General features: G+C 43.3%; 19 protein-coding genes. 10 read left to right on the forward strand and 9 right to left on the reverse strand.

The features are described from left to right. The first annotated feature begins 13 nt into the window (after positions 1–13). The gene (locus AB6E08_RS05460) at positions 14–793 is read left to right on the forward strand and encodes a DUF2927 domain-containing protein (protein WP_372063457.1); all 780 of its coding nucleotides are present in this window, start codon (positions 14–16) and stop codon (positions 791–793) included. 267 nt (positions 794–1,060) lie between these two features. Here AB6E08_RS05460 and AB6E08_RS05465 read toward each other — a convergent pair whose 3' ends face one another. Then, a complete protein-coding gene (locus AB6E08_RS05465) occupies positions 1,061–1,450 on the reverse strand; it encodes a DUF2750 domain-containing protein (RefSeq protein WP_054541039.1) in 390 nt (129 codons plus the stop codon). 149 nt (positions 1,451–1,599) lie between these two features. Continuing rightward, entirely contained in the window at positions 1,600–2,505 is a 906-nt protein-coding gene (locus AB6E08_RS05470) for a manganese-dependent inorganic pyrophosphatase (protein ID WP_009848785.1), read from the reverse strand. Positions 2,506–2,706: 201 nt separating this feature from the next. Here AB6E08_RS05470 and AB6E08_RS05475 point away from each other — a divergent pair, with 201 nt between their 5' ends. Continuing rightward, positions 2,707–3,921 (forward strand): putative manganese transporter, encoded by a 1,215-nt coding sequence (locus AB6E08_RS05475; RefSeq protein ID WP_009848786.1) that lies wholly within the window; start codon positions 2,707–2,709, stop codon positions 3,919–3,921. A 326-nt stretch (positions 3,922–4,247) separates the two neighbouring features. Here AB6E08_RS05475 and torA read toward each other — a convergent pair whose 3' ends face one another. From torA to torE, 3 genes are read right to left on the reverse strand one after another with little or no spacing between them, the layout of a single operon-like run. Continuing rightward, on the reverse strand, positions 4,248–6,710 hold the full coding sequence (gene torA / locus AB6E08_RS05480) for a trimethylamine-N-oxide reductase TorA (RefSeq protein ID WP_017100089.1): 2,463 nt from the start codon (positions 6,708–6,710) through the stop codon (positions 4,248–4,250). A gap of 24 nt (positions 6,711–6,734) precedes the next feature. Continuing rightward, positions 6,735–7,916, reverse strand: a complete 1,182-nt coding sequence (gene torC / locus AB6E08_RS05485; RefSeq protein ID WP_009848788.1) for a pentaheme c-type cytochrome TorC — start codon at positions 7,914–7,916, stop codon at positions 6,735–6,737. A 50-nt stretch (positions 7,917–7,966) separates the two neighbouring features. Next, positions 7,967–8,149: a trimethylamine N-oxide reductase system protein TorE gene (torE, locus tag AB6E08_RS05490; protein ID WP_008222628.1), complete on the reverse strand. Its 183-nt coding sequence runs from the start codon at positions 8,147–8,149 to the stop codon at positions 7,967–7,969. A 436-nt stretch (positions 8,150–8,585) separates the two neighbouring features. Between torE and AB6E08_RS05495 the strand changes: the two genes are divergently transcribed. Beyond that, positions 8,586–9,380 (forward strand): ABC transporter permease, encoded by a 795-nt coding sequence (locus AB6E08_RS05495; RefSeq protein WP_017100090.1) that lies wholly within the window; start codon positions 8,586–8,588, stop codon positions 9,378–9,380. A 383-nt stretch (positions 9,381–9,763) separates the two neighbouring features. On the opposite strand, the gene focA is transcribed toward AB6E08_RS05495, so the two are convergent. Together focA and AB6E08_RS05505 are read right to left on the reverse strand one after the other, a co-directional pair. After that, positions 9,764–10,606 carry a formate transporter FocA gene (focA, locus tag AB6E08_RS05500; RefSeq protein ID WP_009848790.1) on the reverse strand — a complete coding sequence of 281 codons (843 nt, stop codon included), beginning with the start codon at positions 10,604–10,606 and terminating at the stop codon, positions 9,764–9,766. A gap of 362 nt (positions 10,607–10,968) precedes the next feature. Then, positions 10,969–12,273 carry an ATPase gene (locus AB6E08_RS05505; RefSeq protein ID WP_372063461.1) on the reverse strand — a complete coding sequence of 435 codons (1,305 nt, stop codon included), beginning with the start codon at positions 12,271–12,273 and terminating at the stop codon, positions 10,969–10,971. A 259-nt stretch (positions 12,274–12,532) separates the two neighbouring features. On the opposite strand from AB6E08_RS05505, the gene AB6E08_RS05510 reads away from it, so the two are divergent. The 3 genes from AB6E08_RS05510 to AB6E08_RS05520 all read left to right on the forward strand — a co-directional run bounded on the left by AB6E08_RS05510 (position 12,533) and on the right by AB6E08_RS05520 (position 14,402). Beyond that, entirely contained in the window at positions 12,533–12,763 is a 231-nt protein-coding gene (locus AB6E08_RS05510) for a TIGR02647 family protein (protein ID WP_009848792.1), read from the forward strand. A gap of 114 nt (positions 12,764–12,877) precedes the next feature. Then, positions 12,878–13,732 carry an NAD(P)H-binding protein gene (locus tag AB6E08_RS05515; protein WP_372063463.1) on the forward strand — a complete coding sequence of 285 codons (855 nt, stop codon included), beginning with the start codon at positions 12,878–12,880 and terminating at the stop codon, positions 13,730–13,732. Further along, positions 13,725–14,402: a YdcF family protein gene (locus AB6E08_RS05520; RefSeq protein WP_372063465.1), complete on the forward strand. Its 678-nt coding sequence runs from the start codon at positions 13,725–13,727 to the stop codon at positions 14,400–14,402. The genes AB6E08_RS05515 and AB6E08_RS05520 overlap by 8 nt, the downstream gene beginning before the upstream one ends. Before the next feature lie 143 nt (positions 14,403–14,545). On the opposite strand, the gene AB6E08_RS05525 is transcribed toward AB6E08_RS05520, so the two are convergent. Further along, positions 14,546–15,124, reverse strand: a complete 579-nt coding sequence (locus tag AB6E08_RS05525; protein ID WP_009848795.1) for a thymidine kinase — start codon at positions 15,122–15,124, stop codon at positions 14,546–14,548. A gap of 97 nt (positions 15,125–15,221) precedes the next feature. Next, positions 15,222–16,607 carry a cysteine--tRNA ligase gene (cysS, locus tag AB6E08_RS05530; RefSeq protein WP_009848796.1) on the reverse strand — a complete coding sequence of 462 codons (1,386 nt, stop codon included), beginning with the start codon at positions 16,605–16,607 and terminating at the stop codon, positions 15,222–15,224. Positions 16,608–16,797: 190 nt separating this feature from the next. Between cysS and AB6E08_RS05535 the strand changes: the two genes are divergently transcribed. The 4 genes from AB6E08_RS05535 (at position 16,798) to AB6E08_RS05550 (ending at position 20,081) form a co-directional block, all read left to right on the forward strand. Beyond that, complete coding sequence (locus AB6E08_RS05535) at positions 16,798–17,292, forward strand: peptidylprolyl isomerase (RefSeq protein ID WP_372063468.1); 495 nt, start codon at positions 16,798–16,800, stop codon at positions 17,290–17,292. 83 nt (positions 17,293–17,375) lie between these two features. Further along, a complete protein-coding gene (gene lpxH / locus AB6E08_RS05540; RefSeq protein WP_372063470.1) occupies positions 17,376–18,110 on the forward strand; it encodes a UDP-2,3-diacylglucosamine diphosphatase in 735 nt (244 codons plus the stop codon). 123 nt (positions 18,111–18,233) lie between these two features. Then, positions 18,234–19,451: an EAL and HDOD domain-containing protein gene (locus AB6E08_RS05545; RefSeq protein ID WP_017098162.1), complete on the forward strand. Its 1,218-nt coding sequence runs from the start codon at positions 18,234–18,236 to the stop codon at positions 19,449–19,451. A 117-nt stretch (positions 19,452–19,568) separates the two neighbouring features. Continuing rightward, positions 19,569–20,081 carry a YchJ family protein gene (locus AB6E08_RS05550; protein ID WP_372063472.1) on the forward strand — a complete coding sequence of 171 codons (513 nt, stop codon included), beginning with the start codon at positions 19,569–19,571 and terminating at the stop codon, positions 20,079–20,081. Positions 20,082–20,319: the final 238 nt, after the last annotated feature.

Below are 20,319 nucleotides of genomic sequence, written 5' to 3' on the forward strand. Positions count from 1 at the left end.
AAAGGGGAAAGATATGTTACCAAGAGCTTCAATGCTTTCCCTCTTGTTGGCGCTGCTGTCCTTTAATGCAGCAAGCACACCACTCACATGGCTAGATAGAACCTTCGTCGAAACTGCCTTTTATCACGTCGCACTTCAACACGAATATTCACAAGGCGACAAGCTACTCGCTAAATGGAAACAACCTATTAAGATATGGATCGATCACCGAGTCGGCGACGAAGAGCTTCATCAAGAACTCACCGAATTGCACGTCCAGCACCTATCGCAAGTCACCCAACATCCGATTAAAATCGTCACACGAGAATCGGATGCAAACGTTAAATGGATATACACAAGGCAGAGTCAGTGGATAGCTGAAGCCAAAACTGTACTCAAACTGAAATCGACACAGCATCTAAACAGCGCTATCTGTACTGCAGGTTATCGAACTAATTCCAAAGGGGAGATTGTATATGCAGGAATTGTGATCCCAGTAGATCAAGCGAGAGCAAGAGGAAAGCTGGTCGCATGTATTGTTGAAGAGATCACACAGGTACTTGGGTTACCCAATGACTCAGATAAAGCCTACCCTTCTATTTTCAATGATCACACGCCAGAAGACTTGTTATCCCCCTTAGATGTAGTGCTGCTAAAGCTACTGTATGAACCTCAATTGAAAGTGGGAATGACAAAAGAACAGGCAAAACCAGTTGTGCGAAAAATACTGAAAAGATACAGCAAAACAGGTGTACTTCAGCAAGCTTCAGAAGCCGCTCAACAAGCACCCTTGTATCAATTGATTGGGTACTGACGAAAATGCGTTGAAAATAGCTTAGACAGGAGCAGTAGGAATATAGCGCCGCCTCAAAGGCAACGCTGAATTAGAATGTTACTGTGTTACTTATACCACTCGTAGTAAATAACTGCTCATCCTAGCTGGTTAAAACGCTCAATAACTGCGTTAGAAATTTTGATTGTAGAATAACTACTTATCGAAAATTTCAGCCTTGTTCTTAAGCTTTTTTCCTTCGCAATTAATGATCACTTACTTACTGTGATTGGTATTAAACAAAAAGTATTAGCGCTTAGAGGCTTGTTTCTTCAATTCAAAATCGAACTCATCCGGGAACAAGATAACACCTTCTTCCTGTTCGTTCGGGAACACAACAACTGCAAGCTCGTCGTCTTCTAGACCGTTAGTCCAACGGCTATGCCATTTGTTTAGTGAAATAGACTCAGCTTTACACTCAGACCAATCACCCGTCGCCCAAGACTCCGCAAACTCTTGATTTGGCCATACAGGAACACAGTCTTCATCTTCTGTGTTCAGCATTACACAACCGTGTTCATCGGTTAAGATCCATACTTCACGGTTCGCTACGATTTCTTTCACACAGTACTTCAGGCGTTGCTCACCCGTATACTTATTGATTTCAGCGATTTTTTTATCGTCTAGCTGTGTAGTCATCTCAATTTCCTACTTTAGTCAGTAACTATGTTCTTAAAGCTATTTTATGCCGAGTGTTTTTAACTTCAAACACTATCGATGAAGAAGAAAGCCTACTTCAAAGAAAAACGCCTGCTAAATTAGCAGGCGTTTATAATTAAGCGACTTGGTTAAACAAGCTCGCCTTGAAGCCAAGGCCAACCTTGCTTCTTACGGCTCAATGTATTTTCCATCATCAATACACCGTCTTTCTCGAATTTAACCAGCTTATCAGCCCACTCACCTTTGTATAGAAGACGAGTTTGAGCTGTAGTGATATCTGTCAGCATTACTGCCGCGAACGCTAGACCATCTTTCTCACAACGCGCTTCAAGATCAGCTTCTAGAGCTTCGATCATGCCGTCTACTTGCTCAAGAGTCGCAAGCTCAACTTGACCAACGACAACATCACGACCGTTGAATGGGTAGCCTTTAAGGTCTTTTTCTACTAACTGTGCAGCAGATAGGCCTTCGATGTTTGTCTTAGCAATTAGAAGCGCTTTGATAAATGCATCAACGTCTGTTACGCCAGCGATTTCAGCAAGCTCAGCAACCGCGTCTTTGTCTTTTTGAGTACATGTTGGAGAAGCAAAACCAACTGTGTCTGAAAGAATTGCAGACATCATCAGTTTAGCGATTTGTTGAGAGATAGCGTGACCTTCAATCTTAAACATGTTGAAAAGTACTGTATTTGTACAGCCAACAGGCCAGATCCAAGCTTCCATAGGGTTAACTGTCATCACGTCACCTAGACGGTGGTGATCGACAATACCTACGATCTCAGCATCAGCTACATCGTCTGGTGCTTGTGCAAGATCTGAGTAGTCTACTAGCCAGATTTTCTCACCAGCAACAGAAGTACGAAGTTCTGGCTTTTCAGCACCAGCGACTTCTAGAATGTGTTGAGTTTCGCGGTTGATCTCGCCTTGGCGAATTGGTGTCGCTTCCTCGCCACGAGCTTTAAGAAGCTCAGTTGCAACTAACGCACTACAAATACTGTCACTATCAGGGTTTTTGTGACCAACAACTAAAATCATGTTTCTTCCTATTACACTAACAATTATGACTCTACCTTTAGAGTCTCTCTTTATTAGGCATACTTTACCTCATTTTTTTAGATTGGTCATGTTTCGTGGGTTTGGCCAATGGTAACAAAAGATAAAAAAACAACGAATGCAATTGATAATTATTATCATTCGTATATGATTATCTTAATACACAAATTTTGAGTGACACTTATGGATCGACTAATCTCTTTTTTGCCAAGCAGCAGCGCTGCGAAAACAACTCAGTTTTCACTGTCTTTTAAGCGCCTGCTTTTACCTATTTCACTTGCGGCGTTAGTTGCAGCTCCTGCTACGCGAGAATTGACGGTCACTACCTTGTCTGACGCCTTCTGGGCAGTGTCATGTTACGTTGCGCTAACCCTAGCGATTTACCACTGGTTAAGTCTATACATCAACAAAGATAACGTCTTCAATAAGCTCGTCCATCAATCTCGTTCAAACCAAGTTGTATTCGCCGCGCTAATGGGCGCATTGCCAGGCTGTGGGGGAGCGATTGTGGTCACCACACAATTTATTTCAGGCAAACTCGGATTTGGTGCGGTTGTGGCTGTACTCGTCTCAACCATGGGTGACGCGGCCTTCCTGTTAATTGCTAGCGAACCCAAAACAGGTTTAGCCATGATGGCGATGGGTGTAATCGTGGGTACCGCCTCAGGACGAATCATAAACTTGTTTCACGCAGACGACTTTTTACGCCCGAAACAGGCAGAGAGAAATGAAGCGGAAAACAGCTGTACCTCACAACCTCAAGATCAAAGCCCTGTCTCTAAAAAAGCGATAAACCTTCAGGGTTACCTATGGTCTGTGCTTATTATTCCGGGAGCCGCTGTTGCCCTGCTTGGCTCTTTTCAAATCGATGTAAACCAGTTGCTGACACTGCCTGAGATGTCTATGGAATGGACGGGAACGATTTTACTGATCAGCTCGATGTTTTTGTGGGGGCTTACTCGTGAAATTGAGGATTACAAATCGGCCGTAAGTGAAGATGAAAAATGTATAGGTTCTCACCCACTACAAAAAACCGCTCAAGATACAAACTTTGTCACTGCATGGGTGGTGGTCGCTTTTCTTTTCTTCGAGTTTGGCTCTGTGCTTGCAAATGTCGATTTTGCGACGCTATTCTCAAGCTGGGGGATGATGCTCCCCCTGGCGGGTGTGTTGATGGGCTTACTGCCGGGGTGTGGTCCGCAATTGTTGGTCACTAGCCTTTACCTTTCAGGTGCACTGCCACTTTCAGCTCAGGTCGGTAACGCAATTTCAAATGATGGTGATGCTTTATTCCCTGCTATCGCAATGGCACCGAAAGCCGCCCTTGTAGCCACATTATATTCAGGCATACCCGCATTAATCTGTGCATACGGTTATTGGTTTATGTTCGAGATTTAACTCAAGCTGATTCAATTCCATAGGTCTCTATTAGGTCGATACTTTGTATCGGCCTTTTTGTTTCCGTCTGCCTAAGTCCTTACAACAGATTCTTTTTACACTCCCTTCCTGCTTCATTGTTCATTGTTCATAGTTCATAGTTCATAGTTCTACAGCCTATCTCAAACGGCACGTCGTTATCGCCTGTCTCAAAAACGCCCCCTCTTAGCGTTATGACAATGCTTAATTAGAAATCCCGCACACAGGCTAGAAAAACAAAAAGCCCCTGTAAGAGTGCTTACAGGGGCTTTAATTCAAGCTTTAATCTTGGTTCTTAAGTACAAGACTTAAGAAACTTCGATTGGACCACCGAATGAAGTTACTGGAGGCAGTTTGCCTTGGAACTTCTCGAAGTTAACCAAACATGTGTTTGCTGACGTTGCTTGAGCAAGTTCAGACGTACCGATGTCTTGAGTTAGTGTGTTTGGATCGCCGTATGTATCTAGCGCCCCCACTTTCTCGTTGATCGGGCCGTACCAAGCGCCTTCTTCGATACGAACAACACCAGGTGCGTAGCTATCCATTAGAACAGCACCTGCTAGTAGTTGACCACGGTCATTGAACACACGTACTACGTCGCCATCTTTGATGCCTTTCTTCTTAGCATCGATTGGGTTGATGTAGATTGGCTCACGGCCTTGTACCGCGTAAGTCGCACGCCACTCTTCAGATTCACACATCTGAGAGTGAAGACGCTTGTCTGGGTGACAAGATTGTAGCCAGTACGGGTGTTTATCAGAGCCTGGACCACCGTGTGAACGTTCAGATTTCTCAAACCACATTGGGTGTTCTTGACAGTGCTCGTAACCCATGTTGCCAACAGTACGGCTTGTGATTTCGATGAAACCAGAAGGCGTACCTAGTGCGTTGATCTCTGGATCTTCACGGAATGAAGCGTGACGAGTCCATGGCTTACCTTTACCGAAGTCTAGGAAACCTTTCTCCCAGAACTCAGCAAACTCAGGCATTTCGAAGCTGCCTTCGTTTGATGCACGACATTCGTCATACAGAGATTTAACCCACTGCATTTCGTCCATACCACGCGTGTAATCGTCGTAACGACCCCAACGCTTAGTTAGGCTAGACATAATCTCGAAGTCAGTTTTAGACTGGAACAGAGGATCGACTAGTTTGTGCATCGCGATCAAACCACGACCAGAGTACGCGCCGTAACCATCAATATCGTTACGTTCCCACTGAGTACATGCAGGAAGCACGATATCAGAGTGACGACAAGTTGCAGTCCAAGCGAAATCAACAGCCACTACAGTTTGTAGGCTCTTGAATGCTTTACGCATCTTGTTGCGATCTTGGTGGTGGTGCCACGGGTTATTACCACTGAATACCATCATCTTGATATCCGGTAGTGTAACCGTTGAACCGTTCGCTTTGATCTTCTTACCTGGCTCTAGCAAGCTATCTACCCAACGAGCAACAGGGATTACACGGCTGTAACCGTTGTAATCAGTGTTAGTGTGCTTAGGCGATTGACCTTGGTCGATGTTCAACGGGAATGAACCCGGAGCAGCGAAGCCAGTTGAAGAAACACCGATACCAGAGTAATGGTGACCGTAAGAGATACCACCGCCAGGTAGACCGATTTGGCCAACCATTGCTGCGATAACGGCACACATCCAGTAAGGCTGCTCACCGTGTTGTTGACGTTGGATACTCCAACCGACAAGAATCTGCGTACGACCGTTAACCAGCATCTTAGCGAATTCACGGATAGAGTCCGCGCTTGCACCACAGATAGCCGAAGCCCACTCAGGTGTCTTCTCAACTTTATCTTTCGTTTCACCTTGAACGTACTTGATAAAGTCTTCAAAACCTAGACAGTAAGTTTCGATGAACTTCTTGTCGTATAGATCTTCGTTGTAAAGAACGTGAGCAACACCAAGCATGAACGCCACATCAGTTTGTGGGTTGATGTACATTTGCTCGTTTTCTAGGTAACGGCCTGTTTTGTTTTTAACAGGGTCAACAGAAACAACGTTGATCTCTTTCTTAGCAACTTTTTCTTTCAGCTGTTCTAAGTACGCGAATGACTCGTGAGTCTCACATGTCCAACCTACTTGCAGGTTTTTAACTGGATCGTTACCCCAAAGAACAATGTTGTCACTGTTTTCTAGGATAAGTTCCCAAGATGTACCTTGTGCGTAAACTTCAGTAGAACCTAGCACGTAAGGCATGATCGTTTGACCAGCACCTGTTGAGTAGTCACCGATTTTCTTCACAGAGTAACCGTGAAGTGCCATTGCACGTTGCATATGGTTAGTACAGCTGTGGAACTGACCCGTTTGTCTCCAACCAGTTTGACCTGTGTGAAGCGCCCATGGACCGTAATCTTTCTGTACGCGCTCTAGTTCGCGGTAAACAAGGTCTAGTGCCTCATCCCAAGTCACACGAATAAAACGGTTGTTACCACGCGTGTCTGCGCTGTATTTATGCTTCTTCAACCAATCTAGGCGAACCATTGGGTAACGCACACGTGATGGGCTGTAGATAATACCTTTAATACCTTTCAACATCTCAGTTGGGTGTTGATCGATTTCTAGAGGTTTAATCTCTTGTACTTTACCCGCATAAACGCGAGCTCGGAATGCACCCCAGTGAGAACCAGAGACTTTCCACGCGCCGTCTGTTTCTGCTGCAGACACTGATGCCGACGCCAATAAGCTTGGACCGATAACCGATGCCGCACTTGTAGTCGCGACACCTTTCAGAAAACTTCTTCTTGTAATTGCCATTGTGTTACTCCAATTGACGTCTTATTAGTGATGGCCTTCAGAAAAATCTGATGAGTGCTTCTGTAGATACTTAAGAACAAGTGCTTCTGTATCTGTATCGAAGTTAACGAATGCAATCATACCATCTAACATGCCTACCCAACCGTTAGCGCTGAAGTGAGCTTCATCTGGCTGTGAGTGACACGTTGAACAGTTAGATTGGTACGCTTGACCCGCTGCGTTCCAGATTGGATCGAAGTTATCAACCATAGACTCTTTCTTCATCCAAAGTGCTAGGTTAACTTCTTCCCATGGAAGGCCAGTAAGCTCATCTTCTTTCTTCTCACCAACAGTGATAACGTCACTTTGAGATACTTCTTTGGTCAAGATTGCAGTTGAGATATTCATACCGAAGTCTTCTTGGATTACACGTCCGAAACCTTTCGCTTTACGCCAACCATCGATTTGAATCTTGATCATGTCGCCTTTTTCGTCGATAACCGCAACTTTACTTGCAGGGCTGAGTAGACCCGCTTCAACTGTTGCTGTTTCATCCGTGTACATTGGGAGGTGACGAATAGAGATCACGTCAGAACCATTTGCGTAAGATGTGCTGCTTGCTACATTTTCTAGCTCGCCAACAATACCGCTTGCTGATGCCATATCCATTGGAAGGTTGTGAGCAATACCTTTGTGACAGTCAACACAGCTTTGATCACGTTCTGCTGCATTCTTCATCTGGATACGCGCTGTTGGGCGCATGTTCTCGAAGTCCATTGAATCGTAGTTGTGACAGTTTTTACACTCTAGAGATTTGTTCGAAGAGAAACGATCCCATTCGTGTTTAGCCAGTTCGATACGACGAGCTTCGAATTTCTCAGGTGTATCTAGGTCACCAAATACTTGAGCGAATACTTCTTTAGATGCTTGCATCTTACGAGCGATTTTTGCTGTCCATTCATGTGGAACGTGACAGTCAGGACAAGTAGCACGTACACCAGAAGTGTTTTTCCAGTGAACCGTTTCTTGTAGTTCTACGTACACGTTGTCACGCATGGTGTGACAACTTACACAGAACTCTTCTGTATTTGTGTGCTCTAGAGCTGTGTTAAAACCGCCCCAGAAAATAACACCGGCGATAAAGCCACCCATAGTTAGTACACCAAGACTGATGTGTACTGCAGGGCGAGTCATTGTGCGCCATAATTTAACTAAAAATGATTTCATGTTTAGCTCTCTTAAATATTGATTTTAAAAAATGTTGTTACTAGAGGGCATTACATGCCGCCGTGAGCACCAGGAGGTCCGAATACAAACACTTGCAGTGCCCAAACTAGGAAGCCGTAACCGCCTACAAAAGCCACACTTAATATTGGAAAGAGAACCACCGCAATGAAGAGGAAAGACTTCCACTCCAACGAGCGTTTTTCGCCAGTTTCAATTTTATTAACATCACTCATACATTTTGCCTATTTTGTATTTAGTAATTTCGAGTAACCCATTCTATGGGGCTAAAGTTCTTGAGTATCTAACAACAAATTTTAGACCATACACAAAGTAGGGTTCAATCAAATCCCCCGTTATAACCCTTGCTAATCAATACTTTTTTGAGGTCATCCAAACTTGTTTTCAGTTAAACAAAGTTATTAAAAAGTATTAACAAATGTGAAGAATTAAGTATATTTCACAAATGTTAAAAACCAACATACACGCAACCATCTGACAACCAATTTTAACTTTTTACCTACTAAGTAGTAGCTAAAAAAGCCTCAAACAACCACTATTTTGTGTTTTGTTTGTTAAATGATTGATCATTTTTAGAATTGGCGACTTTACAGGTGAAATGCATCATTTGGCACTTTCAGATATGATGGAGACCACTTAAAAGGAATCATTATGCAAGACGTTATTGATATATCTTGGTGGCAGTTATTGTTCTTCAGCTCACTTCTCTTGCTACCCATTACCATCAACTACAAGTTAAAACTCGGCCTTGGCAAAGAGGCTTCTGTCAGCATAATCCGTATGGTTATTCAGCTATTTCTAGTGGGACTTTACCTAGAATACTTGTTCACCTTAAATAGCTTATGGGTCAATTTACTGTGGCTATTTGCAATGATCATCGTTGGGGCAAGCTCAATTGTTGAAAAATCTAGGCTCTCCAAAAACCTACTTTTAGGTCCTATAGCCGTTAGCCTTGCTGTAACTTGTGTACCTATTGTCTTGTTTATCTGCTTTTTCATCATTAAACCGACACCGGTTTTTAACGCACAGTACCTTATCCCTATTGCAGGGATGCTGTTAGGTAATAGCTTAAGCAGTAATATCGTGGCATTGCAGAACTTGTTTGGGGCTTTTGAAACGCAGAAATCAGAGTACGAAGCGGCTATCGCTTTGGGCGCATCTCCTTCCTATGCAGCCGCGCCTTTTGTTCGTAATGCGATACAGAAGGCGATGTCACCAATTATGGCCTCTATGGCAACTACAGGCTTAGTCACGCTACCGGGAATGATGACAGGACAGATCTTAGGAGGTGCATCACCGATGATTGCGATTAAGTATCAGTTGATGATCATGTTAGCTATCTTCGTGATGATGAGCTGCTCTTTAGCACTTGCACTTCAGCTCTCATTGAAGACATCTCTTACTAAAGAAGGCCGAGTTCTCGCGCAAATACAGCCTTCGAAATAGCCTCCCTACCCCACTTAGATCTGGTTACTCACTGAATTTGAGACAGGTTATCCACAGAAATTGTGGATAACCAAATCAATATAGATCCTTTTTTGTCCATTCCCACCTAGGGAAAGATCATTACCTTTGATCTTTGGGTGTTTTCAAAGACATATACACACACGGTGATCCTCGCTATTGAGCGTTCACATGATAATTTAAGAAATGAATAAGTAGGTTTTCCACAAATAAAAACGGCCTGCAATGCAGACCGTCTTTTAAATGTCATAAGTCAGTTCAGTGTTTTCACTGAGTCCAAGTTACCCAGTTAACTCGTAAACTGGATTAACCGCGTAATCGGAATTAATCACGAAACCTTTGCTTGGTGGATCACGCCACCCTTATTAGTCACGTAGGTAGATCAACCAGTACCACATACCAACAAAGATACCACCGCCAATGATGTTACCAATGGTAACGGGCAGCAAGTTGTTCATCAAAAAGTCCATCATGTTCAGATCAACGTAGTCCGCAGGGTTAGCGCCTGTCATTGTCCAAAATTCTGCGGGAGCAAATGTTTTGATACCGATAGCTAAAGGGACTTGGAACATGTTGGCAATACAGTGCTCAAAACCGGCTGATACGAACATCGCCACAGGTAAAATCATAACTGCGATTTTGTCAGTCAGTGTACGTCCACTAAACGTCATCCATACCGCGATACAAACCAACACATTACACATGATGCCAAGCGCGATAGCTTGGATAAAATCATGGTGCATTTTGTGTTGGGAAATCGCCATGGCATTCAAACCCACTTGCCCATGATCGAACATGTACTGTTTAGTCAGAAGCATACAGGCCACCAGCAGCAATGCACCAATTAAGTTACCGACATAAACCGTGGTCCAGTTCTTAACTAATGTACGCCAGGTAATCTTGCCACTTGCGCGAGCAACAAGCGTCAACACCGAGCTGGTAAACAGTTCACCACCAGTAACAACAACAAGGATTAATCCTAAGCTAAAAGCTAGACCACCCAATAAGCGAGTAATACCCCACGGTAAATCACCAGCGCCGGTAGTCACGATTGTGTAGAACACAAACGCGATACCAATATGTATGCCAGCAGAAATCGCTAGGAGAAAAGATTTGATTGGATCTTTGGTTGCTTTACCTACGCCAATATCTGCAGCGCGCTCAGCCATTTGTGGCGGTAATAATGAGTCGAATTGGTTTAGATTCATGATGATTTACATTTTGAAACATGTCGTCGGGAGCGCGATAATCCTCTCTTTCATTTCTGAATTCAAGAGCTATTTTAAGCTCGAAATGCCTCTCACAACCCTGTTGAAAGGAATTAGTCCAAGTTATTCCAAATTCATACGACTTTAGTAGTAAAAATAAAACTCTGCTGAATGATTAGTTATCAGCATAGAAAATAACACATCTATAAATATCAACAAGTTACGTTAAAACACAAAGAATAACGTACACTATAATGACTCAATGAACACTTTTGTTTTCAGATTTTGACATAGATCAACAGAACGTAAAAAAGCGCCCTTAGGCGCTTTTAACTCAATCACAAATAAAGAAATTAGTCTTACTAAACCGAAGGTTCAACCATTTCTTCTAATGATTGTTCGAGAGATGCATCCTCTAGGCTAGATTCAACACTAGGAAGAATCACATCAGAGTCACTTTCGCTGGCAACTTTACCACCTAAGCTTTTCAAACTATCCACTAACTCTTCTAGGCTCTTTATATGAGCATCACTCTTGGTAACCTGATCATCTAACAATTGGTTGTGCTTGGTCGCTTCAACCAATTTCTGTGTTTGTTTCTGATTCTCACTTTCTAACTTAGCGAGTCGCTCAGTCAAAGTTTTAATCTCTGACTTTAATGACGCCGTCATGTCTGAGCCTTTCAGCGCTTTAACACTCGCTACAATTTTCTGAGACTGAAGTCGTAATACGACATCACGGTGATCTTCATCATTAACCGCTCGTGAAATGCTCAATAGCTGATTCTCGGCATTCAAAACCGATTGTTCGAATCTGTCACCTTTAATGCTCGCGAGCACTTTAACTTCATGAGCAACACTGCGCACGTGGTTTAATTCGAACTCTGCAGCGTGAACTGCGTCTTCAATGATCGACTTTTCACGGGGACTGGCTTTCACTTGGCTTTCTGCCAAAGCAATTTGAGATGCCGCTTTAGCAAACGTCAGTGGAACAACGTCGTCGAAATCTTCATCTTCCAAGAACTCCAACTCATCCTTCAAAGGTTCGATGTACTTCTTGTGGGCCACTTTAACTTCTAACAAACTCGCGTTATTAAGAAACTCTACCTGTGCTTCCTGAGCATCTTCAAGTTCGTCAACCAGCACATACTCAAACAGCTCGCTGTATTCTGAATACAAGCGCTTGTAGCTCGATGCAAACATAGTGTCGGCACCAAGAAACTTTAAGTAATCCATTTGCACTATCGAGTCGGCTAATACTCTGTCAGCCTTTTCCTTTAGCACTAAGATCGAGTCATAATTTGATCGAATCAACGCGATTTTTTCATCAAAGGCTTCGGCGTAAGTTAATGTCGAAAAAATCGAGTAACTCTTGGTTAACCGTGTTTGATCTTTCAGTAAGTCCGCATAAATGCTTTCAGCATCATTCCAAGCGTCTAATAGTTCATTGTAATTCTCTGGAGCATAGAGAGACAATTGAGCGTGTTCTTCAAGCTTAGCCTCCCACTCGGAGTAAACACTTTGGACAGACTGAAATGAACGGACCTCTACTGTTGATTCATTGTCATTTGTGGTTTGGTTCGCGCCTGTCTGCTCTGAGGGTGTACTTTGACAACCTGAGATAGCAAATAGCATACTGATCGTTAATGCTACTTTGTTCACTCTCACTGATGCGTTTCCTTTTTATACAATATTAGCTGGATGCAATATATTTCTAGTGACACAATATATTACAACCACTTCCCAATAAACATCGTTCAGAATTTAAGTGGCTGCAAATCACGCAATCTAACTAAAATAAACCCACCATACGACGATTAATCATTCAATTTGGTATCACTTATCAATTCTATTTATTTGCTATTGCTTGAGCCGTGAATGCGCACTAAGGTGAAGGTAGAGAACGTTATGAATATATAGGTTAATTATGAAGTACAACGCTGAACATATTGCTGATTTAAACCTCCTTCTTCAATTTGATGTAAGTAGCGCCGCTACTGGAATTAAAGTTCATCAAGAGGCTGCTCAAGAAACTCAAGACGCTGTTAAGCGCCTATTCGAAAAGAATCTTTGCACTCAGCCAGACGGTGGTTACCTAACAGATGAAGGTATCCAGATGGCAGAGCGCGCAGACAAGTTACTTCGCGTACTGAACTAAAACTCCACGGTTCTAGTAAAAACTCCACTCGCTTCGGCCGTGGAGTTTTTTCATTTTTGGCCAAAGGTTTGTTAGGCTTATTGTAAATTCGTCATTTGCAGTTGTGAGGAACACATGGCTTCTATATTTATTGTTGGTGCAGGATGGGTCGGTGCACCTTTATCTGAACATTTAGAAAAACATGGTAACCAAGTTGTGGTCACGAAAACGACCCAAGCAGGTGCAGACGCTGTTGGGAACAAACGAGTTCCATGTGAAGTGTTTAGTTTTGACTCATCAAAGCCAGATGAGACTATCGGCGAACTCTATTCGTTGTTACTCGAAAACAACACTGAGATAGTGATTGGTAGCTTCCCTCCAGGCTTTAGAAAGGGAGTAGGACAAGAGTACGCCGACTACTGGCAGCAACTCACCAATGCCTGTCAAAAGGCCAACGTTAAGAAGCTCATCATGGTCAGTTCAACAACCGTATACCCAACCAAACCTGGCGTATTGAACGAACTGGATGCTTCACTCCCCCTTTCAACCTCAGGCAACGAGCTAGCATCCGCATTTTCGGACAATGCACGCGTGATGCTGAAAGCTGAACAGCTGGTGATGGATTCCGGCATCGATTACACCATTCTTCGTTTCAGTGGGTTAATCGGCCCTAGCCGTCACCCATCTCGATTCGCAAGCAAGCTAAAGCAGGTCAGCTCTCAAGCACCAGCCAACATGCTTCACCTTGATGATGCGATTGGTGCGGTCGATTTCGCCATCAATCAACTGCACAATGAAATCGTAAATGTCACCACACCAAATACAGTGAGCAAGGCAGAGTTCTACGCAGCAGCATTAAAAAGTGCCAATAGCAGCGAGCCACTCCCTCCTATTGTCGATACCCCAGACAAGCTGATCTCTTCTAAAAAGATCCTCGGTTTAGGTTACTCGTTTAAATTCGATTCCACATTGGACGCTCTTTATGACTAAGCAATCCATAGCTAAGCAACCTGTAACAAAGAACTCAAAGGGTAAGCTATATCACTCGATCGACACCCTTTGGAACTTCATGTCGATGGGTCATGACATCACGCCTTCAGATTGTATATTTGTGTTGTGCAGTAACGATACTCGCGTTGCTGAATACGCTGCTGAGCTCTATCACCAAGGTGTGGCGCCTTATATCGTATTTTCTGGCGGTGTGGGACGCTTTACTGAAGGCAGTTTTGAACGCTCAGAGGCTGAAACATTCGCGGCTATCGCACGAGACGCTGGCGTGCCTGACTCTGACATTATCATTGAGAAGCACGCAACTAATACTGGGGAGAACGTACGATTCACCCACAAATTGTTGACTGAGCGTGGACTATCCCCGAAACGCCTGACCTTAGTACAGAAACCCTTTATGGAGAAACGCACTTACGCCACGTTTGCTAAACAGTGGCCTGACGAAACTTCCGAGATAACAGTGACATCACAATGGCAGAATTGGGATGATTACTTTAACGAAGATTTGCCGTTAGACATGGTGTTAGGTGCGTTGATTGCTGATTATGAGCGAATCAAATCCTACCCCGCTCAGGGCTTTCAAATTGAGATGCCCATCCCTGACGACGTTGACCATGCCTATCAAGCATTAAAGAGGCTCGGTTTCGAATAAAGCAAAAGATCGACTAAGAATAAAATAGAAGCTCGGCTTGGAATAAAACAAAAGCTCGGCTCAATAAACAAAAACGGTGACGCTAGGTCACCGTTTTCTAATTTGAACGCTATTGGTTTTAGCAATGCCGACTTATAGGCTGCTTATTTACCTAACGCTTCTTTATAATGTAAACGGCAAGCCGAAACATATTGGTCATTGCCACCAATAGCGACTTGGTCACCTTCAGCAATTGCCACACCGTGCTCATCTGTACGAATTACCATATTGGCCTTACGGCCACAGTGGCAAATTGTTTTAAGTTCTACTAATTTGTCAGCCCAAGACAACAAGTAGCGGCTACCTTCAAATAATTCACCCAAGAAGTCAGTGCGCAAACCGTAGCAAAGTACAGGGATGTGCAGCTTATCAACCACTTCTGTTAGTTGGTAAACCTGCTCTTTCGACAAAAACTGACACTCATCGATCAATACACAATGACGCTTTTCTTCTTCGTTGAGTTTTTGAATTGCCTCAAACATATTGGTGTCGTTTTTAAACAGTTGAGCTTCAGATTGAAGACCAATTCGTGAACTCACTTTACCGATACCATAGCGATCATCTAATGCAGCCGTAAAGATCACTGGTGTCATACCACGTTCTTGGTAGTTGAATGAAGATTGAAGAAGCGTTGTTGATTTACCCGCGTTCATTGCCGAGTAATAAAAATACATCTGAGCCACAGAAATATTCCTGTTAATTAAAAGTTGAAGATAAAAAGGTGAAATTAGAGAATTTTTGCTAGAAAAAAGGGCTGAAAATCAGCCCTTTTTATCAGATTTACTTACGACGCCAAGTCGTACCTTCTGGACCATCTTCCAGAACAATACCTAGCTCGTTCAGCTTATCACGTGCAAGATCGGCATTTGCCCAATCCTTCGAAGCGCGAGAGTCATTACGTAGCTTAATTAGGCCTTCGATTTCAGCGACTTCGTCATCGTTACCCGCTGCATCGCCTTGCAAGAAAGCTTCTGGATCTTGGTGAAGAATACCGATGATGTCTGCCAGTTCACGCATCAGCGCACCAAGTGCACTTGCTTTTTCGATGCTTTCAGTCTTGATACGGTTGATTTCACGAGCCATTTCAAACAGCACTGAATAAGCTTCAGGTGTGTTGAAATCATCGTTCATCGCTGTAGAGAAACGAGTCACATACTCTTCACCACCAGCAGGGGCTGCTGTAACGTCTAGACCACGAAGTGATGTATAGAGACGTTCAAGTGATGCACGAGCCTGATTTAGGTTATCTTCGCTGTAGTTCAGTTGGCTACGGTAGTGACCAGACATCAGGAAGTAACGAACTGTCTCTGCATCGTAATGCTGAAGTACGTCACGGATAGTGAAAAAGTTACCCAGTGACTTAGACATTTTTTCTCTGTCTACCATCACCATGCCACTGTGCATCCAAGTATTCACATACTGGGTGCCATGTGCACAGCAAGATTGTGCGATTTCGTTCTCGTGGTGCGGGAACTGTAGATCCGAACCACCACCATGAATATCGAAGTGATTGCCAAGAATAGACGAGTTCATTGCTGAACATTCGATGTGCCAACCTGGACGACCTGGCCCCCATGGCGATTCCCACGTCGGCTCACCAGGCTTAGACATCTTCCAAAGAACAAAGTCTAACGGGCTACGTTTTGCAGAATCGATGTCAACACGGGCGCCAGCTTGAAGCTGCTCAAGATCTTGCTTAGAAAGCTTACCGTATTCGTCAAACTTCTTAACTTCGAACATCACGTCACCGTTGCTTGCAACGTAAGCAAAGCCACGTTGAATTAGCTTTTCTACTAACTCAATGATCTCTGTGATGAATTCAGTCGCACGAGGCTCGACATCTGGGCGTTTCATGTTCAATGCATCGAAGTCCGCGTGCATTTCACCGATCAGACGCTCAGTCAGAGAGTCACAAGACTCGCCGTTTTCATTAGCGCGCTTGATGATTTTGTCATCGATATCAGTGATATTACGAACGAAATTCAAATCGTAACCAAGGTAACGCAGGTAACGAGTTACCACGTCAAATGAAACGAACGTACGGCCATGACCAATATGACAGAGATCGTATATGGTTACCCCACAGACATACATACCGACTTTGCCAGCTGTAATTGGTTTGAATTCCTCTTTCTGTCTTGTGAGCGTGTTATATATCTTCAGCATGATCTCTATCTATTTTATGGATTAATCAAAAATAAGATCGCAGTATAACAAGTCATACCTTAATAGGTAATCCCCCAAAGCAGGAATTACCTCAAACATCCGAGTTAAGTTAATGATTTGGTGATTTGAAAGTCCGCCAACATGCGCTAGAATTCGAACTTCATATTAAAAAGACAGTAAGGTAACAATCATGATCATCCTTCACACAAATTTTGGTGACATCAAAGTTCAACTTAACGAAGAAAAAGCACCAGAAACAAGCGCAAACTTCCTACAGTATTGCCGTGACGGTTTTTACGACAACACGCTATTCCACCGTGTTATCGATGGTTTCATGGTTCAAGGCGGCGGCATGACTTCTGGCCTTAAAGAAAAAGCAACTCGCGCGACTATCAAGAACGAAGCAAACAACGGCCTAGCGAACAAAGTGGGTACGCTAGCAATGGCTCGTACTATGGAACCGCATTCAGCGAGCTCTCAGTTCTTCATCAACGTTAACGACAACTCTTTCCTAAACTTCCGTAGCGAAAGCCTAGACGGTTGGGGCTACTGTGTATTCGCAGAAGTTGTTGAAGGCATGGACATCGTAAACAAGATCAAAGGTGTTAGCACAGGTTCTATGGGTATGCACCAAGACGTACCTCTAGAAGAAGTGATCATCACTGGAACTACAATCGAAGCTTAATCACTTGCTTTCGGTTAGTATTAATAATTGATGAGCCGATAAAATCAGGATATAGGGAGCGAATCGCTCCCTTTTTTAGACCTATGAAAACATATTTTATATCAGATCTACACCTTGCTCCATCACGACAAGACATCACAGACTGCTTCTTAACCTTCATGAAAAACGAGGCCGTAGAAGCGGATGCAATCTACGTGTTGGGTGATCTTTTCGAATTCTGGATTGGTGACGACGATACAAGCGAGTTCGCGAATTCAATTCGCCAAACGTTTATAGACTTAGTTAACACTGGCGTACCTTGTTATTTCACACAAGGCAATCGGGACTTTTTAGTTGGCAAAAAATTTGCGAAACAAACAGGCGTACAGCTTCTAGATGAAGTTTCTACTATCGATATCTACGGACAAAAAGCAGTGGTATTGCATGGTGATACTCTGTGTACCGAAGATATAAAGTACCTCGCCTTTCGTGAAAAAGTTCATCAGCCCTGGTTACAATGGGTCTTTAATAGAATTCCATTTTTTATCAAAAAGAAAATTGTCTCCAAGGTTCAGTCTGATATCAAAGATGATAAGCAGACAAAGTCACTCGACATCATGGATGTAACACCGCAAGAAGTCGAAAATGTGATGAAACAACACAACGTCGATTTGATGATCCACGGTCATACTCACCGTCCAGACATACACTCCTTCAGTGCTAACAATTGCACTAAAACCCGTATCGTACTGGGTGATTGGTATACCCAAGGATCAGTTCTGGTGTTCACTCCGCAAAGTTTTGAACTACAGAATCGCGAGTTTAGCAATCGCTTTTAGCATCACGCTTAAACTTTCACTTTTATTATTATCATCGGTCAGATTTTCTTCACTTGTATATGGTAATTTCTCCTGAATTAGCTATTATTTGTCTATCAAAAATAAACCGAACACAGTACCAAGTTGAAATATTCATACGTAGCACGTCAACCAATACTCGATGCAGACAAGAAGACCATAGGTTACGAGTTGCTATTTAGGGATGGTCCTAAGAACACTTTCCCTGAAGTAGAGCCGGAGCTCGCTACTAGCCGTTTGCTTTCCGACCACTTCTTATCTACCCACTATAATACATTGGGCGATAAGCTTGGATTCGTTAATTTTCCATATGCAAGCTTGGTTAACCTAGTCCCGACTCTATTTCCGAAAGAGAGCTTAGTTGTCGAGGTACTGGAAGACTGTGAGCCAACAGACGAACTGCTAGAAGCCATCATCACAATTTATGATGCGGGTTACACGATCGCGTTAGATGATTTTGTGCCTAGCAAAGCATGGAAACGCTTCTTACCTTACGTATCAATTATCAAATTCGACATACGTTTGATCTCAATCGCTAAAGCTGCGATGTTCATGAACACTCTGAAAGACTTGAATATCGAGTTTCTAGCGGAGAAAGTAGAAACTCACGAAGAATACCAAGAAGCAATCCAAGCCGGGTTTAACTACTTTCAAGGCTACTTTTTCAGTAAGCCGGAGATGATCCAAACTCGCGCATTAAACCCTGCTTTTTTAACCATTGTTCAACTGTTGAAAGAGATTGCCAACGATCCTATCAACTTTGCCGAAGTAGAGCGTTTGATTACCCTTGATATGACTATGTCGTATAAGCTGCTCTCTTACGTAAACTCCGCTGGTGGCTCATCAACACCGATTCGTTCATTCCACCAAGCGCTTGTTTATCTTGGTGAACAAAAACTACGTAAGCTAGTGTCACTGGTTGCTATCGCATCCGCGAAAGAAGATAAACCAGACTCACTTTATGGTTTAGCCGTGATACGCGCGCGCCAATGTGAACTGTTGGTCGAGAAAATGAACGTTAAGGTTGAGCCCGGGCAAGCCTTTTTAACTGGCATGTTCTCGCTGCTCGACTCCCTATTCGATCTGCCGTTAGTAAAAGTACTGGACTCGGTGCCGATCGATGATGAGATTAAACAAGCCTTGATTCAACGTAAAGGCGTATTAGGTGCCATTTTGGCGATGGTCATAGCTTATGAACAAGCTCGCTGGGATGAAGCAACGCGCATTCGTAAACTGCTCAAACTCAACGAAGCAGAGCTAGGTCAAGCTTATGACGAAGCAACTTCTTGGGCCCAAGACCTGCTGTCTCCTACTTTGAAATAGTTCACGTCACACAGCAACTTCAATCGAAACTCAGCTTTGGTGAGCAGTCGTTTCTTGATAAACTCCAACACATTCATTTATGGCCTCTTACAGAGGCCATTTTTACAGGATTTGACCATGTCTTTATGCCCATGCGGTAGCAAAAATTCTTACCAACAGTGCTGTGAATCAGCGCACCTTCACCACAGTGCTGTTGAAACGCCTGAACAGTTGATGCGCTCTCGTTATTCAGCGCACGTGTTGGGTTTGGTTGACTATGTTGTTGCGACTTACCACCCTAGCTGCAACGCAGAAGCGCAAAGAGAATGTATTGCCGAATCTATCAACAGTGATTGGGCAGGACTAGAAGTCATCGATACTACGGTAGGCTCGCACCAAGACGAAGGCTTTGTTGAGTTTAAAGCTTACTTCAATGAAGAAGGCGCACAATACTGCATGCAAGAACGCTCTCGCTTTATACGTGAAGACGGCCTTTGGTACTACATTGATGGTACCTTCCCAGAGCAGGAACAAACTACACAACCAGAAATTGACCCACGCTTAAATCAAACCGTTGAGAGCTTTAAAATCGGCCGTAATGATCCGTGTATTTGTGGCAGTGGTAAGAAATACAAGAAGTGCTGCGGGTAACTCGTTCGACTAAGAAGTCAGATTAAGAGAAGAGATTCCTGATGTCGCTTAGGCTCCTCGGAAGGACGTAAAGTCAGAGGTTAGAAAAGTGACGTAGAGCTTAAAAAGCTTGAAATCTTGAAATCTTGAAATCTTGAAATCTTGAAATCTTGAAAATTAAACAATTAAAAAGCCCCGTAAACATGTTTGTTTGCGGGGCTTTTTTCTGTCTTTTACGCGGTTCTATTAATTTAAAGAG

The sequence above is a fragment of the Vibrio sp. 10N.247.310.24 genome (genome assembly GCF_041467175.1).
Taxonomy (GTDB): Bacteria; Pseudomonadota; Gammaproteobacteria; order Enterobacterales; family Vibrionaceae; genus Vibrio; species Vibrio tasmaniensis_A.

Bases quoted from the DNA above. Each gene is read 5' to 3' on its own strand.
- AB6E08_RS05460 (WP_372063457.1), top strand. From the start codon at position 14: ATGTTACCAAGAGCTTCAATGCTTTCCCTCTTGTTGGCGCTGCTGTCC.
- AB6E08_RS05465 (WP_054541039.1), bottom strand. From the start codon at position 1,450: ATGACTACACAGCTAGACGATAAAAAAATCGCTGAAATCAATAAGTAT.
- AB6E08_RS05470 (WP_009848785.1), bottom strand. From the start codon at position 2,505: ATGATTTTAGTTGTTGGTCACAAAAACCCTGATAGTGACAGTATTTGT.
- AB6E08_RS05475 (WP_009848786.1), top strand. From the start codon at position 2,707: ATGGATCGACTAATCTCTTTTTTGCCAAGCAGCAGCGCTGCGAAAACA.
- torA (WP_017100089.1), bottom strand. From the start codon at position 6,710: ATGGCAATTACAAGAAGAAGTTTTCTGAAAGGTGTCGCGACTACAAGT.
- torC (WP_009848788.1), bottom strand. From the start codon at position 7,916: ATGAAATCATTTTTAGTTAAATTATGGCGCACAATGACTCGCCCTGCA.
- torE (WP_008222628.1), bottom strand. From the start codon at position 8,149: ATGAGTGATGTTAATAAAATTGAAACTGGCGAAAAACGCTCGTTGGAG.
- AB6E08_RS05495 (WP_017100090.1), top strand. From the start codon at position 8,586: ATGCAAGACGTTATTGATATATCTTGGTGGCAGTTATTGTTCTTCAGC.
- focA (WP_009848790.1), bottom strand. From the start codon at position 10,606: ATGAATCTAAACCAATTCGACTCATTATTACCGCCACAAATGGCTGAG.
- AB6E08_RS05510 (WP_009848792.1), top strand. From the start codon at position 12,533: ATGAAGTACAACGCTGAACATATTGCTGATTTAAACCTCCTTCTTCAA.
- AB6E08_RS05515 (WP_372063463.1), top strand. From the start codon at position 12,878: ATGGCTTCTATATTTATTGTTGGTGCAGGATGGGTCGGTGCACCTTTA.
- AB6E08_RS05520 (WP_372063465.1), top strand. From the start codon at position 13,725: ATGACTAAGCAATCCATAGCTAAGCAACCTGTAACAAAGAACTCAAAG.
- cysS (WP_009848796.1), bottom strand. From the start codon at position 16,607: ATGCTGAAGATATATAACACGCTCACAAGACAGAAAGAGGAATTCAAA.
- AB6E08_RS05535 (WP_372063468.1), top strand. From the start codon at position 16,798: ATGATCATCCTTCACACAAATTTTGGTGACATCAAAGTTCAACTTAAC.
- lpxH (WP_372063470.1), top strand. From the start codon at position 17,376: ATGAAAACATATTTTATATCAGATCTACACCTTGCTCCATCACGACAA.
- AB6E08_RS05550 (WP_372063472.1), top strand. From the start codon at position 19,569: ATGTCTTTATGCCCATGCGGTAGCAAAAATTCTTACCAACAGTGCTGT.